This window comes from Streptomyces sp. bgisy027 (genome assembly GCF_057710365.1).
Genome location: NZ_JBYIVZ010000013.1, coordinates 80,440 through 97,497 on the forward strand (window position 1 = coordinate 80,440; position 17,058 = coordinate 97,497).

Annotated in this window: 12 protein-coding genes; 5 read left to right on the forward strand and 7 right to left on the reverse strand. The window is 70.2% G+C overall.

All coding sequences use genetic code 11. The features are described 5' to 3' along the window. Positions 1-211 precede the first annotated feature (211 nt). The 3 genes from AC3ETA_RS15690 (at position 212) to AC3ETA_RS15700 (ending at position 6,124) form a co-directional block, all read left to right on the forward strand. On the forward strand, positions 212-1,669 hold the full coding sequence (locus AC3ETA_RS15690) for a VMAP-C domain-containing protein (protein ID WP_432193497.1): 1,458 nt from the start codon (positions 212-214) through the stop codon (positions 1,667-1,669). A 131-nt stretch (positions 1,670-1,800) separates the two neighbouring features. Beyond that, positions 1,801-5,688, forward strand: coding sequence for an FxSxx-COOH system tetratricopeptide repeat protein (gene fxsT, locus AC3ETA_RS15695; RefSeq protein ID WP_432193498.1), 3,888 nt, complete (start codon positions 1,801-1,803; stop codon positions 5,686-5,688). Positions 5,689-5,788: 100 nt separating this feature from the next. Beyond that, positions 5,789-6,124, forward strand: a complete 336-nt coding sequence (locus AC3ETA_RS15700; RefSeq protein ID WP_432193499.1) for a hypothetical protein — start codon at positions 5,789-5,791, stop codon at positions 6,122-6,124. Between the two features lie 482 nt (positions 6,125-6,606). Here the strand turns inward: AC3ETA_RS15700 and AC3ETA_RS15705 are convergent, their stop codons facing one another. From AC3ETA_RS15705 to AC3ETA_RS15715, 3 genes are all read right to left on the reverse strand, one after another. Beyond that, complete coding sequence (locus tag AC3ETA_RS15705) at positions 6,607-8,469, reverse strand: HEXXH motif domain-containing protein (protein WP_432193500.1); 1,863 nt, start codon at positions 8,467-8,469, stop codon at positions 6,607-6,609. Positions 8,470-8,498: 29 nt separating this feature from the next. Next, positions 8,499-8,675: a hypothetical protein gene (locus tag AC3ETA_RS15710; protein ID WP_432193501.1), complete on the reverse strand. Its 177-nt coding sequence runs from the start codon at positions 8,673-8,675 to the stop codon at positions 8,499-8,501. Between the two features lie 62 nt (positions 8,676-8,737). Next, positions 8,738-9,865: an effector-associated domain 2-containing protein gene (locus AC3ETA_RS15715; RefSeq protein ID WP_432193502.1), complete on the reverse strand. Its 1,128-nt coding sequence runs from the start codon at positions 9,863-9,865 to the stop codon at positions 8,738-8,740. Between the two features lie 132 nt (positions 9,866-9,997). Between AC3ETA_RS15715 and AC3ETA_RS15720 the strand changes: the two genes are divergently transcribed. Then, a complete protein-coding gene (locus AC3ETA_RS15720) occupies positions 9,998-10,306 on the forward strand; it encodes a trypco2 family protein (RefSeq protein WP_432193503.1) in 309 nt (102 codons plus the stop codon). Between the two features lie 25 nt (positions 10,307-10,331). On the opposite strand, the gene AC3ETA_RS15725 is transcribed toward AC3ETA_RS15720, so the two are convergent. From AC3ETA_RS15725 to AC3ETA_RS15740, 4 genes are all read right to left on the reverse strand, one after another. After that, complete coding sequence (locus AC3ETA_RS15725; protein ID WP_432193583.1) at positions 10,332-10,964, reverse strand: DedA family protein; 633 nt, start codon at positions 10,962-10,964, stop codon at positions 10,332-10,334. Between the two features lie 82 nt (positions 10,965-11,046). Continuing rightward, positions 11,047-12,345: a sugar ABC transporter permease gene (locus tag AC3ETA_RS15730; protein WP_432193584.1), complete on the reverse strand. Its 1,299-nt coding sequence runs from the start codon at positions 12,343-12,345 to the stop codon at positions 11,047-11,049. Continuing rightward, a complete protein-coding gene (locus AC3ETA_RS15735) occupies positions 12,342-13,112 on the reverse strand; it encodes an ATP-binding cassette domain-containing protein (RefSeq protein ID WP_432193504.1) in 771 nt (256 codons plus the stop codon). Before AC3ETA_RS15735 ends, AC3ETA_RS15730 begins: the two co-directional genes overlap by 4 nt. A 45-nt stretch (positions 13,113-13,157) precedes the next feature. Continuing rightward, positions 13,158-14,246 carry a substrate-binding domain-containing protein gene (locus AC3ETA_RS15740; protein ID WP_432193585.1) on the reverse strand — a complete coding sequence of 363 codons (1,089 nt, stop codon included), beginning with the start codon at positions 14,244-14,246 and terminating at the stop codon, positions 13,158-13,160. Positions 14,247-14,540: 294 nt separating this feature from the next. Here AC3ETA_RS15740 and AC3ETA_RS15745 point away from each other — a divergent pair, with 294 nt between their 5' ends. Continuing rightward, positions 14,541-17,051: a SpoIIE family protein phosphatase gene (locus tag AC3ETA_RS15745; protein ID WP_432193505.1), complete on the forward strand. Its 2,511-nt coding sequence runs from the start codon at positions 14,541-14,543 to the stop codon at positions 17,049-17,051. Positions 17,052-17,058 lie beyond the last annotated feature (7 nt).

Here is a 17,058-nt window from a genome sequence, read left to right on the forward strand (position 1 = left end):
TCAAGGGTTTTCGAACAATGTCCGACTGGTCGAACGTGGTGTGGTTCGGGTCAACTCCCCGATGTGCAGGCCGACATGACTTCGTCGGGTCGGCTCACGACGGTGTCGACGCGGTCGGCTGCCGTTCACCGCTCGTCAGCTCTACGCTGACAGGGATCAGGGAAACCGGCGGTCGAATGCGCCACTGTGGCTATCGGGGGGCAACAGGGTGGTGGAGGAGCGCAGTCCGGCGCGCATCCGCAACGAGCTGGTGGCCGAGATCGTCGACATTCTCCAGGTGAGCGCCGCCCTCCGGGGCCCGGGAGGCCGGCATCTGTGGACGACGTACCTCGGTGACGAACTCGGCGTCTCCCTGGAGCCGTTCAGCGGTGACGCGTTACGTCCCTGGCTGCTGAGCCTGGTCGAGCACTGTGCGCAGCTGCCCGACGGACTTGCCTGCCTGGCAAGGGCGTTGCGATATCTGGAGCAGGAGTCGACGTCGGTCACGTCGCTGCTTCAGCTGCTGGAGGAGTGGGAAGCGTCGGCGTTCTTCAGCGGTGTGGACCTGCGCAGGCTGCGCCCCGTACTGGAGTCTCTGGGGCCTCCCGGTCTGCCGACCCTCGCCCGCCGTGCCAGCCGCTCACGAGTCCAGGAACTGCCCGCCTGGTGCAACTCCGGTTGGCGGGTGTTCCTACGGCTCGCCGGTGAGAATTCGGCCAAGGGCGAGATTCCCCCGAGCCTTGCCTTTCTGGCGCTGGTCGCCGAGGAACTCGCGATGGACGGGCGGGTCGAGGAGGCCGAGGAACTGCGCCGCTGGCACCGGCTGCGGCAGTACGAGTGGGGGCTGGACGGCGAAGCCGCGGACTGGGATCCCCTGCTGGCCCCCGCCTATCTGATCATCCAGTTCGAGCCGGACGGCCTCGACTCGGAGCGGTACTACCTGTCCCACTGGCATCAGTCCGACAGCGCGGGCTGGCATCCCGTGCAGGGCGAGACCCGGCACCTGCACCGCGATGAACTGCATGCCGAGGTCGAAGCGCTGATCGAGGAGACCGAAGAGAAATGGGCCGATCTGACGCAGCCGATCGTCCTGGAGTTCATCCTGCCCTGGGAGTTGCTCAACGAGCCGGTCGAGTGGTGGCACAAGGAGTCGTCCTCCGCGCTGCCCACCCCTTTGGTGATGGACTACATGGTCTTCCTGCGCAGCCTCGACCGACTGCGCAGAACCGCCTGGCACCGGCCCTGGCGCAACAAGTGGCGCCGGCTCAGTGAACAGCCGGCGGACAGCCACTCCTACTGGAGCCATCCCGACGACGGGCCCAGCTACTACTTCCACCTGGAACGGGAACTGAAGGAGGACCAGCACGCGGTGTGCCTGATCCTCAGTGCGCCGCCAGGGGGCAACGGAGAGGGAGACCGCTACGAGTTCCTCGCGGGACTCCGGTCCGGTGTTCCCCTGATGATCTGGCATCGCCGGGACTGCGCCGACCCGGCCTTTCGGGAGGCCATCAGTGAGATCGTGCAGGATCGAGGACTCGCCAGCGTGGCGGACCGAGTGGCGCGGCTGCGCACCGAGGCGCTCGCGCTCGGCCCGGACGGGTGGGACGGGCACGTGGGCCGACATCTGGCGATCCTTCTGGACGATCCGGACCACCAGCCGGGACTGCGAAGGCCCAACAGCGCGTCCTGAGCTCGGATGCGGCCTCTTGCGTCCGCATGGCCCCACTGCGACGCTGAGGGCGTGGATGTCTCTCCCGCACGCCGGTCCGGTATACGCGTGCGCCCGCCGGCAGTTGTCGGCTCATCGACGTAGCACGTCCGATGACTTCTGAGAGCGGGGCCGGCCGGGCCGGCCATTCAGGGACCGCTGCTCTGGCGCTCCGGGCACTCGCGCCGCCGGACGGCTCGCCTCCGGCCGGGGACCTGCTCGTTGCGATCGACGCCCACCCCACCCTGCGGGTGTGGCGGGAAACCCTGGACTCGGCGGTGGCGGAACTGCGCTCCCTCGGCCTGTTCGAGCGGGTCGACACAGCGCATCTGCTCGGCTCCGACCTCGAGAACGCGGCCGGCGTTCGTCTTGAGTCCCACCCGGCCTCGGCAGGGGACCGTCATCGGATGCTGCTCGTGATCACCGACGGGCTGGCGGCGGGCTGGCGGTCCGGCGCGGCGCTGACCGGGCTGCGGGCCCAACTGGAGCCGGGTCCGACCGCGATCATTCATCTGCTGCCCCAACCGCTCTGGTTCCGCAGCGGGTTGAGCGTGCGGCACTTGCAGATGCGCGGCCGCCGGCCGTGGCACGCCAATGTCGCCTACGACTGGCGACTGCGCGAGGCGCCGATGGAGATCGGTGAATCCGGACATGACGCGGAGCACGACGTCGTGCCCTTGCCGGTACTCGAACTCACCGAGCGTTCGATGAGGGCGTGGGCCACACTCGTGCACACCGGAAGCGCGGACTGGCGCGAGATCTCGGCAGTGCTGACACCGCGTGTTCCCGCGCAGCATCCCGGTGGTCGAGCTGAACCGATCGAATCGGCACAGCCCCCGGTCATGTCCGCCCGGGACTGTGTGTCGGACCTGCGGGCCGCGGCCTCACCGACCGCGTTCACCCTCGCCACTCGGCTCGCGGCCGCGCCGCTGTCGCTTCCCGTCGTGCGCATGCTCATCGCTCAGACGTCGGGCGCGGGGCCGGTCCATCTGACCGAGCTGTTGCTGAGCGGCTTGCTGGTCCCGGTGACCGGTGCCGGCGATGACCGCACCGACATCGCCTTCGAGTTCGCGCCGGAAATCCGTGAGGAACTCCTGGCACTTGCGCGTCGTACCGATACCATTCGCGTGCTGCGGGATGTGCGCAGACTCGTGAACAACTCGGCGCAGGCCGCTCAGGGTTCGCTGCTTCCGGCTGTCTCGGAAGCACTTGACAGCACCGCCGTTCCGACGGTTACTCGGAGGAATCTTCCTTTCCTTCGAGTGGAACTTCATGCTCTCCAGGCGTTGTCCGGTCCCTTCATGGAACGCGCCGAAATGCTCGCTATCGTGCTCAACTCGTACGACCAGTACGATGCAACACCTGCTTTGGAATCCGGCCGGGCCACCAGCCCGGAACTGCCTGAAAATCTCTCGAGAGGAGAGTCGGGCATGCCCGTTTCACCCCTGCCTCCGGCAGACGAGGGAAACGTATCGACGCCCCGTGTGTGGGGGAACATCCCGCCCCGGAACCCCAACTTCACCGGTCGGGCCGACCTGCTGGAGCTGCTGGCCGCACGGCTGCGGGAGGGCACCACGACCGTACTGCCGGAGGCGCTGCACGGCATGGGCGGTGTCGGCAAGACACAGCTGGCCATCGAGTACGCGTACCGGCATCAGTCCGAGTACGACATCGTCTGGTGGATTCCTGCCGAACGGCCCGGCCAGATAGGGCAGGCATTGGTGGAACTCGCGCAGAGGCTGGGCATCAACACCTCGTCGGAGGCCAACATCGCCGGCCCGGCCGTCCGTGAGGCTCTACGGGAAGGGAAGCCCTATTCCCGATGGCTGCTCATCTTCGACAACGCCGAGAGCCCGGAACGAGTCAGGCATTATTTCCCCACGGGCGGCATCGGCACCATTCTGGTGACGTCTCGCAACCGAAGGTGGAGTCTCGTCGGAGGGTCACTCGAAGTCGACGTCTTCAGCCGTGAGGAAAGCAAGGAATTGCTGCGACGCAGCGGCGCGCCCATCGAGGACGACGAGGCCGACCGGCTCGCGGAGGCACTGGGCGACCTGCCCCTCGCGCTGGAACAGGCCGCTGCCTGGCGCGCCGAAACGGGCATGCCCGTGACCGAGTATCTGAGGCTTTTCGAGACCAAGCGGACCGAGCTTCTGGAACTGTCGCCACCTCTGGACTACCAATTGCCGGTTGCCGCGGCGTGGAACGTCTCGCTGGACCACCTGGAGACCCGCAGTCTGGCGGCGCTGCGACTGCTCCAGCTGTGCTCGTACTTCGCTCCGGGCCCCATCTCCCGCGCCATCTTCTCCGGTTTGGGCGGCGGAAGCATCGTCCCCGAGCTGGACCATGCGCTCAACGACCCGATTCGGCTGGCCCGTGCGCTGCGCGAGGTCAACAGGTACTCCCTCGCCCGCATCGACCACCGCACCAATTCCGTCGAGATGCACCGCCTCGTGCAGGCCGTCCTGATCAACCGCATGTCCTCCAACGAGAAGGAACGCATGCGCGACGGCGCCCACACACTCATGGCGGCGGCGGATCCCAAGGAACCCGCCCAGCCGGACAACTGGCCCCGGTACGCCGAACTCTACGGGCACGTGGTCGCCTCCCAGGCGATCGCCTCCGATCAGCTCTGGGTGCGCGAACTGGTGATGAACATCGCCAAGTACCTCTTCTACTGGGGGGACTGGGAGCTGGCGGTCGACTTCTGCGAACAGGCGTGGGAGAACTGGCAGCAGCGATTCGGCCAGGAGGACACGGCCAGTCGAAGGATGGCCTGGTGGCTGTGTTTCGTATACCTCAGGACCGGCCGCCACGAGGACGCCAGAGTGCTGTCGGAACGGCTCCGGGAGATCTATGAGTCCACCGCCCCGCAGGACGGCGAGGACGACCGTGAGGACGCCATCGAGGCGCTGAACCTGGTGGCCGCGGTCCGGAGGTCTCTCGGCGAGTTCGAGGCGGGGGCGGAACTCGACGCACGAGTCCACGCCCGTGCGCTGCGGCTCTACGGCGAGGATGATCCGCAGACGCTGTACGCGGCCCACAATCTCGCGGTGAGTCTCCGGCTGACCGGCGAATTCGCTCACGCCCTCGAACTGGATCAGCGTACCCACGCACTGAAGGTTCGGCTGTTCGGTTCGGATCACCAACAGGCGCTCGTCACCCAGGCCGGGATCGCCATCGACGTCCGCGAGACCGGGGACTACATCCGGGCCAGGTCCTTGCAGGAGTCCGTCGTGGACGCCAACCGGCTGGTGTTCGGGGCAACCAACCCCGCGACGGTTCAGGCCATGAAGCAGCTCAGTGAGGCCTGCCGTAAGGAGGGTGATCACATGACCGCGCTCCAGCTCGCCCGCGAGGCCTTCACGGAGTTCACCCGGCGGTACGGCCACACCCACCCGCGTTCTCTCGACGCGGCGCTCGCCCTGTCCATCTCGGAACGCCAGAACGGCGACCTCGCCTCCGCCCTCGACCTGGGGACCAAGGCTTGTGAGCGGTACCGGCGTCTGTTCAGCCCCACCCATCCGCACGCGCTCGCAGCCGACGTGGACCGGGCGGTGACCCTGCGACTGCTCGGCCGTCCGGAGGAGGCCAGGGCGCTCGACAGGGACGCTCTGTCCCATCTGACGGAGCGGCTGTCGGCCGATCACCCCATGACGCTGGCCTGCGCGATCAACCTGTCCAGCGACCTGAGCGCGTTGGGCGAGATCTCCGAGGCCCGTCGGCTCGGAGAGTCGACGTGGGAACGATGCCGGTCGGCTCTTGGCCCGGATCATCCGACCACGCTGGCATGCGCGGGAAATCTGGCGCTGGACCAGATCGCGGCCGGCACGCGGGAAGCGGGAACCGGCGAGGATCTGCTGGAGCAGACCGTGGAACGGCTCCGGGCCGTCCTGGACGCGCCCCGGCTGCAGTCGCCGAGCGCGGCTCCGCATCCCGCCACTCTGCAGGCGCAGAACCGGGAACGCGCCAATTGCGCGATCGATCCCATGCCTCTCTAGCGCTCCGAGCGGATCGGTACGCCCGAAGTGCGCGGTGTTCGGCATGGACGGGCCTCGCCAACCCTCCGTAAGGTGGTGATCGCTTACGAAGGGGGGCGGGGTGAACGGCAATCCGCTGTACCACTGGATAGCGCTGGCGGTGTCCACGGCGCTCATGCTGCCTCTGCCGGTGGCGATACTGGCGGGGTGGACACCGCCGTGGCTGCGGAAGCGACAGGCCGGGCTACGGCTTCGCGCCTACGGCATTCTGTGCATCTACGCCCTCATGCTCGTCAACGGCATCCCCCGGATCGCCGATGCACCGTACGAGACGGTCATGGCCTGCATGATCGTCGGGCTCGGCTTCACCGCCGCCGCTGCGGTCCTGTTCCTGCTCTCGGCACGCAAGGATTCAGGCGCCCGGACAGCCGCCCCGGTCGGACCTCGGGAAGGCTGAGACAGCTTGCCGCGCCTGCCGTGTCACGGAGTTCGGCAGGCCGCTGGGCGACGAGGACGTCGGGGTGGCGGGCGTCGGCATGGCGCCGGCGCAGGCAGCGGTGCAGGGCCCGGGGCTGCGCGGGATGGCTGCGATGGTGGGAGCCGGCGAGGGTGAACTGCCTCGGTGGGCCGAAGCGGGTCTCGATCGGGTTGGCCCGGGAGGCGCAGGCCGGGGTGAAGCACAGCTCGGCCTTGTCCTTCTTCGCCCACACCGTCGCGGACATCCGCCGCTGGGCGAAGCCGTGCGTGCGGCGGCACGTCGCCGGCAGCCGGCCGGGCTCGCCCTGTGGTGATGCCGCGGCGCCGGAGCAGGCACCGTAAGGCTGCACGGCCGATGCGGATGACGCGTCCGTGCGCGCGGTGCAGGCAGGCGGCGAGTTCACGGATCGGCGGTCCGACCGCTGACCGAGGCGGTCGGACCGCGGCCCTGCCGACCGGTTCTCAGGACGCCGGAAGAGCCCTGCCCAGCCAGGCCGCCAGGCGCACGGGGTCGCCAGGTCGCCCGGAACTCGCCACAAGGGCACGCTGCACCGCCCGGGCCCGCTCGGGATACCGGGTCAGCAACCCTGCCGCTTCCGGCTCCACCCCCTCGGCGGTCAATGCGCCGCCCAGACCCGCCCACGCCGCTGCGTCGTCCGGGTCGGCCGACAGATGTGCGAGGTAGGACCTTCTTGCGGCGTTCGGTTGGCCGGCTGCGAGCAGCGCGTCGCCTTCGAGTGCACCCCTTACCTGCAGGACGGCCCTGGTGGGATCGGTGTTCTGCCCTGCGCCGTGCCCGGACGTCCCCTGAAGGCGGTGCCTGACCAGGGTCGCGAGGCTGTCCAAGTGCATCGCGGACCGGTCCGGTGCGAGTCGGGTGCCGGTTTCGGCGGACTCGGCAGGACCGTCCGCCGCGTCGATCCAGCGGAGAGCCGTCGCATCGGTCCACTCTCGCGCCGGGCGCAGATGATGCGCTCGCCAACGGGCCCGGTGATGGGCCGCACACATCCGGCCCAGCCTCCCCGGCACATCCGGCACCGGGTCGTCGAGCCAGGCCGCGCACCGGTTCCGCAGGGTATCGAGGAACCGTCGGCCCAGTGGGGTCAGTCTCCAGTGGTCGCAGACGGATTCGAAGGCCGACCAGAGCTGCGAACGCCACAGCGCGAACTCGAAGTGCCCGAGCTCCGGAGTCCGTCCCACGTCGGAGTGGCGGTGAGTGCGCCAGAAGCGGGTGACGCCCGTGAACGCGTAGATGCCCTGCAACAGTCCGCCCAGCGGCCGGGGATCGTCACGCCAGGGCGCGTACAGCCGTTCTTCGTTCTGGGATGCGTCGGCCGTGTACAAAGACGTCAGGTGCAGCAGGCCGCTCAGTTTGGTGTGCTGGAACTCGTGCACCATGGTGGCGGCCAACTGCACCGCGTCGTCGGGTTCCGAGACCAGTACGCCGCCGAACGCGTCCCCGGTGGAAGCGCTGCGGGGCCGGAGCCGCTCGCCGGCCTCGATGGGGCTGAAGGAGATCAGCCCCCGGCGCATGGCTGTCGCCGTCTGCGGCTCGTCCCGCAGCAGGAGGGCCCAGCTGTGTTCGAAGAGCTCCTGCCAGCGCGCCACCCGGTCGTCTGGCAGACGCTGTGGTGCGGACGGCCTGGGGTAGATCCGATAGGGGTCCAGGTCGTCGAGGGCCAGGGCGAGTTCGCTGTCGCCGTTCCCCGCCGTGATCCAGCGCAGCGGGCGCCATCCCGGTCTGCCGCGGTCGGAGTCCGGGGCCACCTGGACGCGGCGGTTCGGGGTCGTGATCCAGGCCTGCCCCGCCGCCGCCTCCACCTGCGCGGACGTCCAGGGACCGGGTGCGGTCAGCTCAGCCGCTCCGAGAGTGGGCACCAGCGCGTAACCGTGCCGCATCGGCACGGTGATCGTGAAGTCGAGCCCGGCCCGTATCCCCGCCGCGGCGGCGACGGCCGACAGATGACCGAGGACGACCCACAGCGGTGTCGTCTCCCTGTCGGTTCCCCGCAGCCGGCGCAGCGCCGACGACAGCCACATGCCGGTCTGCGGGTACATCAGGACTTTGTCCACGGCGTCCGGCGCGGCATGCTGGGCACGGGCGAGCAGTTCCCATGCCGGAGTGAGGGGGACGGGGCCGTCGGACACCTCGGGGACACCGTGCGACGTCATCTCGTCCAGCAGGCGCAGGAGGAGGAGTCTGCGGCTCCGCTCCGCGGACACCAGGAGGTCGAGGACGTGGTCGTCGCCGTCTCCCTCGGCGAGGGCGATGAGGCTCTCCGCCGGAACCCGGTGGCGCGGCAGGACGAGTCCGCTACCCGACATCTGCGGTGTCTCCCGACGGGACGGCGAGGTCAGACGTCGTGTGAGGGGTTGAAGTCACTGGCACTGGCCTGCGGATTGTCGAGCTTGAGAAGAATGCTGGGCAGGGAAGGGGCGACAACCGAGTCGTCGAGGCTTCGCAGCGTCTCAATTGATACCCCCGTGAGATCGACCAGATCGGACTCGACGGCGGCCATCGGCTGATCCATGACGGCCAGGCCCCTTCTTCGAAGTGCTGGGTTTCCACGACCCCCACATCATGGCCCATGGATCAGCCTTCGGCCCCAGTGGGGGTGGACGACACGGCTGCCGGCCCGCTGTCCAGCCCCTGACGTCGTGCCAGTTCGGCAGCCTCCTGGTCGACTCGCGCCCGTCCGGTGGATCCTCCCTCCAACAGGCGTACGGCGTCGAGCAGTTCGTCCAGTGTGCCGGGGTAGCGCAGGCAGGTGCACACGATGCCCAGGACATCGATGCGAGGCGTGGCGTCACGTGGGCTGTTCGCCGCGATCACCGGGTTGACGTTCGACAGGACGAGATCGAGGCGAGGTCTGTCCCGGACGACGGGCAGAGCCGTGAGCGCGGTGACCAGGCCGTCCAGTTCACGCAGGGGAACGGTGTCGGGCAGGCTTCCCAGGCGTGGACCCGAAGCCGGTGACGGGACCAAGGACCCTGCGAGCCCGTCCGGTCCGGCCGGGAACTCTGAGGTGCGGCGCAGCAGATCCAGTTCCTCTGCCGTCAGCAGGCCGAACCACTGATCCACACGGGCTACGGCAAGACGTCCCGGCCCGTCCGAGCGATGGTGCGCCCGCACGAGCCCGACGAGGGCGCCCTGGTGCCAGACCGCCGCTCCCGACATGCCCTCCCACGGCGAGCGAGCGGGGTCCGGATCGGGGTCCGGCGCCGCCACGATGAATTCGAGAGTCCCTTCCCTGCGGTTGGACAGGACGGAGATCGTCCCCGTGGCGTGGCAGGAGTCGCGGTACTGGTTCGGCGCTGTGGTGTGCGGGGACCGTCCCGGAGTGCCCTCTCGGAGCTTGAAGCGCGGAAATCCCATGGCGCTGCACCGCAGCACGAGATCGGCATCGGGTACCAGGCCGTACCTGGGTGGGTCGATCGGCTTGCGGGCTGCCGTCCCGACGACCTCGACAAGGGCCGCATCGGCGGACTCGGCGCGGAACAGGATCCGCGCCGGAGCGGCCCAGTGTGTCGGAAGGTCGGCGTCGAATCGCACCGTGACCGCGGAAGCGGACGTCGGTACGCAATGCGCGGCGGTGAGAACCCAGCGTTCGCCCACCAGATACCCGGACCCGCGCCTGCCCGGTCGTTCTCCGTCCCCGGCGACGATGATCTCGGCGACGCGGCTGGGGTCGAGGCCCGGCGTCCGGGTCGGCGTAGCCATGACGTCAGCGCTCCGCTGCGCGCAACTGCACGATGAAGCAGGCGGGTTGGATCATTTTCCATGCATACCCGGATCGACGGACGCCCAGTCGACGGGGCGCCGGGCCGGTAGCGTGTGAGACGGGGGTGGACCATGATCGAACTCACCGAAATGATCCGAGAGTTGCGGGCGGAGCTGATTGCCGCGATGGTCGATGGGGCCGCTGAACCGTTGCGCTTCGAGTTGGGCCCGGTGGAAGTGGAGGCGACGGTGGCCGTGTCCCGTGAGGCGGGCGGAGGCGGAAAGGTTCGTTTCTGGGTCGTCGAAGGGGGCGCGGACGCGAAGCAGGCGCATACGACCACACATCGCATCACCCTCACCCTCCACCCCAGGGCCGTCGCTCCCGATGGCACCACGCGGACTCCGATGGTCTCCGGCGACGAGGTGGCCGGGGAGCGGTGACCGCGAGCGAGGCGCCCGGGACGCGTCAGCGGTCGCGTTTCGAGCGGCGGGACTCCGTCAGTACCGGGAGCAGGGGCAGCAGGGAGAGGACGACGACCAGGGCGACCAGCGGCAGCAGGTAGGCGTCGATGCCGGGGACGGAGGCGCCGAGTGTGTAGCCGGCCAGGACCAGGGCCTGCGACCAGAGCAGGCCGCCCACGATCTGCCAGATGGTGAAGGTCCGCACGGGCACACCGAGGGCGCCGGCCGCCGGGTGCAGGACCGTGCGCACCAGCGGAATGAAACGGCCGATCACCAGGGCCTTTCCGTAGCCGTAGCGGGCCAGGAGCTTCTCGGCGCGGGCCGCCGCGTCGTGGACTCGTCGTTTCGAGGTGCGGGCCAGCAGCGCCCGTCCGCCGTGCCGGCCCAGCAGGTAGCCGATCTGGCCGCCCACCACGGCGCCGACGGCCGCGCACAGCAGCACCTGCCACAGCACCAGCCGTGGGGCCTGGTCGGCGGTCGCCGCGCACAGCACTCCCGCCGGGAAGAGCAGCGTGTCACCGGGCAGGAAGAAGCCGACCACTAGCAGGCCGGACTCCGCGAGGATCACCACCAGGACCCCGAGGGCGCCGAAGGTCGCCAGCACGGAGTCGCTGTCCATCGGGTTGACGGCGATCACCGCGATCACCTCCCGGCCGTCCTCGTCCCATGCCCCTGACTCCAGCATCCCGTGCGGGCGGCAGGGCTGCTCGCGGCGTCGCTCAGGCCCGTCCGTGCGCCTCCTGCGAGCGTCTCGACAGGGCGTCGATGACCACCGCGGCGAACAGCACGCCGCCCGTGATCATGAACTGGACGGCGGCCGGCGTGTCGGTGAGGGCCATGCCCGAGGCGATCGACTGGATCACCAGCATCCCGAGCACCGCCGACCACGTCGAACCACGCCCGCCGAACAGACTGGTGCCGCCGATGACGGCCGCCGCGATGGCGTTCAGCAGCAGCACGCCCGACCCCGAAGTCTGGCTCACCGAGGTGATGCGCGAGGCCAGGAAAAGGCCGCCGATCGCGGCCATGGTGCCGGAGACCGCGAGTACGGCCGTCTGCACCCGCGTCACCCGGAGGCTGGCGCGCCGGGCCGCCTCGACGCCGCCGCCGAGGGCGTACACCTGGCGTCCGTAGTGCGTGCGGCGCAGCACGATGTCGAGGCCGGCCACCACCACGAGGAAGATCAGCAGGGCGAGCGGCAGCCCCTGGAACCGGTTGAGCAGATAGGCGACGGCGAACGCGATCACAGCGAGCCCGCCCGCACGCACCGCGATGATCTGGAGCGAGCGATGCGGCATCCCGGCGGCCATCCGGCGCCGCCGGTCCAGGTACGACACCAGGAAGACGAGGCCCGTGGCGAGCGCGGCGAGCCCGTAGGCGACGGCGTCGTCGGTGAAGTAGTAGTTGGTCAGCTTCGCGACGATCCCGTTCTCGTCGAGGTTGATGGTGCCGCTGCTGCCCAGGATGTAGAGCATCAGGCCGTTCCAGGTGAGCAGCCCCGCGAGCGTGACGACGAAGGCAGGCACCCGGGTTCTGGCGAAGGAGTAGCCCTGCACGGTGCCCGCGGCCGCCCCGGCGAGCACCCCGATGATCAGGGCGAGCCACTCGGGGACGCCATGCTGCACGTTCAGCACGGCGAACACGGCCGCCGCGAGCCCGCTGATCGAGCCGACCGAGAGGTCGAGCTCACCGAGCAGCAGCACGAACACGATGCCGACGGCTATCAGTCCGGTGCCGACGATGTCCACGCTGAGATTGGACAGGTTGCGCGGCGAGAGGAAGTTGGAGTTCAGGGACTGGAAGGTGATCCAGACGACCGCGAGGACGACGACGACCGGGAGCGAGCCCACTTCACCGGCCCGCAGTTTGCGCCGGGCGAAGGCGATCCAGCTCTCCACGGCCCGCCCGGCGGCGGACCCGCGGGTCGCCTTGCGGGCCTCGGCACCGGGCGCTTCGGACAGGGCGGACTCGCCGGTCTCGGCCTGCGGGGTGTCCGCGATGCCGTGTGTCCCTTTCACCACGCCGCCTCCTCATGGGCCGGCCGGCGGGGCGTGCTCTCCGTCGCCCCGGTGATGGAGGAGATGATCTGTTCCTGCGAGACGGTGTTCACGTCGAAGAAGCCGTTGTTGCGGCCGAGCCGCAGCACGATGGCACGGTCCGCGAGCGCCTTGACGTCGCCCATGTTGTGGCTGATCAGCAGGACGCCCACGCCCCGGTCCCGCAGCTCGTCGACCAGGTCGAGGACCTCGGTGGTCTGCTGGAGTCCCAGCGCCGCCGTCGGCTCGTCGAGCAGCAGGAGCCGTGGCTCGCCGAGAAGGGAGCGGGCGATGGCGACCGTCTGGCGCTGACCGCTGGACAGTGACACGACGGGCGCCCGCAGCTCGGGGACGCCCCTGGTCAGGCGCTCCAGCAGCCGCGCGGTGCGGCGCTCCATCTCCATCTCGTCGAGGAAGCCGTACCTGCGGATCTCGCGACCGAGGAACAGATTGCCGACGACGTCGAGGTTCCCGCACAGCGCGAGGTCCTGGTAGACGGTGGCGATGCCGAGGTCCCGGGCGTCGTTGGGGCGCCTGATGTGGACGGGGCGGCCGTCCCAGGCGATGTGGCCCCGGTCCGCGGGCGCGACCCCCGAGATCACCTTGACCAGGGTGGACTTGCCGGCTCCGTTGTCACCCAGCAGCGCGACGACCTGGCCGGCCTGGATCTCCAGCTCGATGTCGATCAGGACCTCGACGGCGCCGTAGCGCTTGCACACACCGTTCAGGGCCAGCAGGGGAGCAGACACGCAACACCATCTCCTTCCCGTGGCCCGGACGGCTCCGGGCCGAGGTCAGGTCAGCCCGGCCCTTTCGCAGGCGGCGACGAGATCGGGGACGCAGATCTGCCGGACCGTGTACACGCCGTCATTCACCAAGGTGTCCTTGATGTTGCCGACGGTCACGGACTCCGGGGTGAGCATGACCGCCGGAACCGTCTCGCCGTCGCCCGTGCGCACCTCGTCCTTGGCCACCCGGTCCAGGTTCTCCCCCCGGGCGGCGGCCACGGCCATGGTGGCGCCGGCGGCGGCCTCGGGCGGGAAGGGCTTGTAGACGGTCATGTACTGGTCGCCGCGGACGATGCGACGCACGGCGGAGAGTTCGGCGTCCTGCCCCGTGACCGGGGGCAGCGGGGACACCTTGTTCGACTTCAGCGCGGAGATGCTGCCGGCGGCGAGGCTGTCGTTGGCGGCGTAGACCCCCTGGATGTTGCCGACGCCGAGGGCGGCGATGGCGCCGAACATGTTCAGGTTGGCGACCTCCCTCCGCCACTGGATGGTGTCGTACGCCTTGCCGATCTCGACCTGTCCGGTCAGCACGGACAGCGCGCCCTCCTTGAACAGCACCGCGTTGGGGTCGCTGGGGTCGCCGTTCATCATCACGATCTCGGCTCCGGGCACCTCGTCGCCCATGGCCTTCAGCAGCGCCCGGCCCTGGAGTCTGCCGACCTCCTGGCCGTCGAAGGAGACGTGGCCCGCGATCGGACCTTCGGAGAGGCGGTCGTAGGCGATGACCGGGATGCCGGCCTGCTCGGCCTTCCTGACCGAGGCGGCCATCGCCCGGGAGTCCACCGCCACCAGCAGGATGGCGTCGACACCCTCGGAGATCATGGAATCCATCTGCTGCTGTTGCAGGGCGACGCCGCCCTTGGCGTTGCCGTGCCTGATCGTGCACGTGCGGCACAGTTCGTGGATCTTCTTCTCCAGCAGCGGCCGGTCCTGGGTCTCCCAGCGGGCCGTGGTCGAGTCCGGCAGCAGCACACCGATCTTGGGCCCGTTCTCCGTGCCGGAGGCGCTCCCGCCGTCCGTCCCGCAGGCGGCGAGTCCGACGGCCGTGAGGATCGCGATCACGGAGAGGGCCGCGTTGCGTACGGAGGCCTTCATACGGGGGATCTCTCTGCCGAGCATGGCGACACCTGGCCTTCTCGCATGCCGACCACCTGGTCAGTGTGACACCGGGCGGGGCGATCGGCGAACGCAGCGAGGGCCTCTCGGCGGGCGGTGGACGGGGTCCCCCGGCGGCCGGGCGTGCGACGCGTCCAGGAGCGGCGAGCGAGCAGATATGTCCAGCTCATCCATGTATGCGATTCTGGTGTTCGGGCGCCGAGCAGCGCTGGCAGTCGGGGTTGCCCGCGCTCCCTCGACACCTCCGGCAGGGACGGGAGGAAGGTTGCGGACATGCCCCATGACGGCCGTGCCCGGACCGGACTTCCGGTGCCGGAGGCATCCGAGTCCGGCGCCGCAGACACCGGTTCACCGGCCACGGCGCCGCAGGCCGCCACGAGTGACCGCGCTCTGATCTTCGCCGGAGCCGCGCTGACGGGGCTCTACACGACCGTCACGGGCGGCGACGAGCTCCAGCTGCTGGAATCGGCCGGCGGCGTCACCGCCGAGTACCGGCTGCCGCAGCGGCTGTCCCTTTCGGGCGGCTCGGCCGCCGCACACGCGTTCCGCACCGACCGGCCCCTCTGGCTCAACGCCGCCGCGCTCGCCTCCTACCCCGAGGGCGCCCCCACGCCGCCGCGGGCCAGGACCGCCTCGCTCGGCGCGCTGCCCCTGGGGTCCGACGGCACACGGCTGGGCTGCCTCGTCGTGGTGGGAGCCTCGGCGGACGGATTCGACGCCGGGCAGCAGCGCTTCCTGGAGCGGTACGCCGACGCTGTCGCCTGCGTGCTGCGCACCGAGGAGGGCCGGCCCCCGGGCGCGTCCCCGCTGAGCCACGCGCTGCGCGGGCTGCGCGTCGGCTCTTTCGTCCTGGTGCCCGACACCGGACTGATCGAGGCCGACGAGGCGCTCCTGGAACTGGTCGGCATCACGCCGGACGACTTCGACGGCAAGGCCGACACCCTGCTCGCGCACGCGCTTCCGGAGGACATCCCGGCGTTGATGTCCGTCCTGGAGTCCCTGCACGCGCTGCGGCGACGGGAGCTGGAGTTCCGCGTCCGCCGCCCCACCGGCGAGGTGCGCTGGCTGAGCCTGAGCTGCCGGGTGGTCGCGAGCACCGCCGACGAGCCCGGGCAACTGCTCGGTGTGGTCACGGCGACCCAGGTCAAGAGCCGCAGCGCCGACGACGTGTCCCGGATCCAGTGGCTGACCGCCGCCCTCGACGACGCGGTGACGGTCGGGGACGTCGGCCGGGTCGCACTCACCGCGCTGCGTGAACCCCTGGGCGCCGACCGGGTGGCGCTTGCCGACGTACGCGACGAACGCCTGATGGTCACCCTGCTCGACCCGCCCGAGCCCGGCGCCTGGCCGGAGTTGTGGCGCGCCCAGTGGCGCTCGGAATGGCCCGACGCACCGGTCAGCGCCCTGCCCACTCTGCAACTGGCCCTGCGGGACGGCCGGATGGACCTGTGGCCGGCGGGCACCGCCCTCGAACCGGGCCTCGCGGGCATCGGCCCCGGTGGCCTCGCCGTCCTGCCGCTGCCGGCCAAGGGCAGTGTCGCCGGGGTGTGCGTGGTCGGGTGGGACCGGCCGCACGAGTTCATTCCTGAGGAGCGGTCCCTGCTGACCGCCACCGCGGCGCTGGTCGGACAGGCTCTCAAACGCGCGCACGCCCATGACGCCGAGCAGGAACTCGCGACGATGCTCCAGCGCAGCCTGCTGCCCCGGCGGCTGCCCGAACTCCCCGGCGGCACGGCCGTCGCCCGCTATCTGCCCGCCCGCCGCGGACTCCAGGTGGGCGGCGACTGGTACGACGTCATCGCGCTGTCCGAGGACCGGGTCGCCCTCGTCATCGGGGACGTACAGGGGCACAGCGCCGGAGCCGCGACGATCATGGGCCAGATGCGCACCGCGGTCAGGGCGTACGCGGTGGAGGGCCACCCGCCCGACGTGGTCGTCTCGCACGCCAACCGCCTCCTCGTCGGTATGGAGACCGACCTCTTCGCCACCTGCTGCTACGTCGAACTGGACATGGAGGAGGGCACCACCCTCCTGGTCCGCGCCGGACACCTCTCACCGCTGCTGCGCCATCCCGACGGTGGCACCGAGGAGGTGCAGGTGGAGGGCGGGCCCCCGCTCGGCATCCTCGCCGACGCGGAATTCCCGCTGACCGCCGTCGCGCTGACCCCGGGCACGGTGCTCGCCCTGGTCACCGACGGCCTGGTCGAGGCCGCCGACCTGCCGCTGGACGCAGGCATGGCTCGGACCCGCGCCGCGCTCGCCGCCGCCGATCCCGTGGACCCCGCACGGATGGCGGACGCCCTGCTCGGCGACATCGGCCGGCGCGAGGACGACGTGGCGCTGTTGCTGCTGCGCTACGACGGCATGAGGACCAAGCCGATCCGGGCCGGCTGGGTGGTGTGGCGGCTGCCCGACGCCGTCATGCACGCCCGCCGCTTCACCGCGCGCACCCTGCGCCGCTGGAACGTTCAGGCGGCCGCCGACGCGGTGCTGCTCGTCGTGTCCGAACTGGTCACCAACGCCCTGGTGCACACGCACGGATCGGTACGCCTCGACCTGGTGCTGCGCGGCAACCGGGTCCGGGTCAGCGTGAGCGACTCCTCGCCGCGCGCGCCCGCCAAGCCCGTGATCGTGGACTGGGAGTCGACCGGCGGCCGGGGCCTGCTGCTGGTCGAAGCCGTGTCGGACGCCACCGGCACGGTCCCGGTGGCCGGCGGGAAGCAGGTGTGGAGCGAGATCACGGTGCCGGCGAGCGATCCCGCCACCGCGAACGCGAGGTTGTGAACGGAGG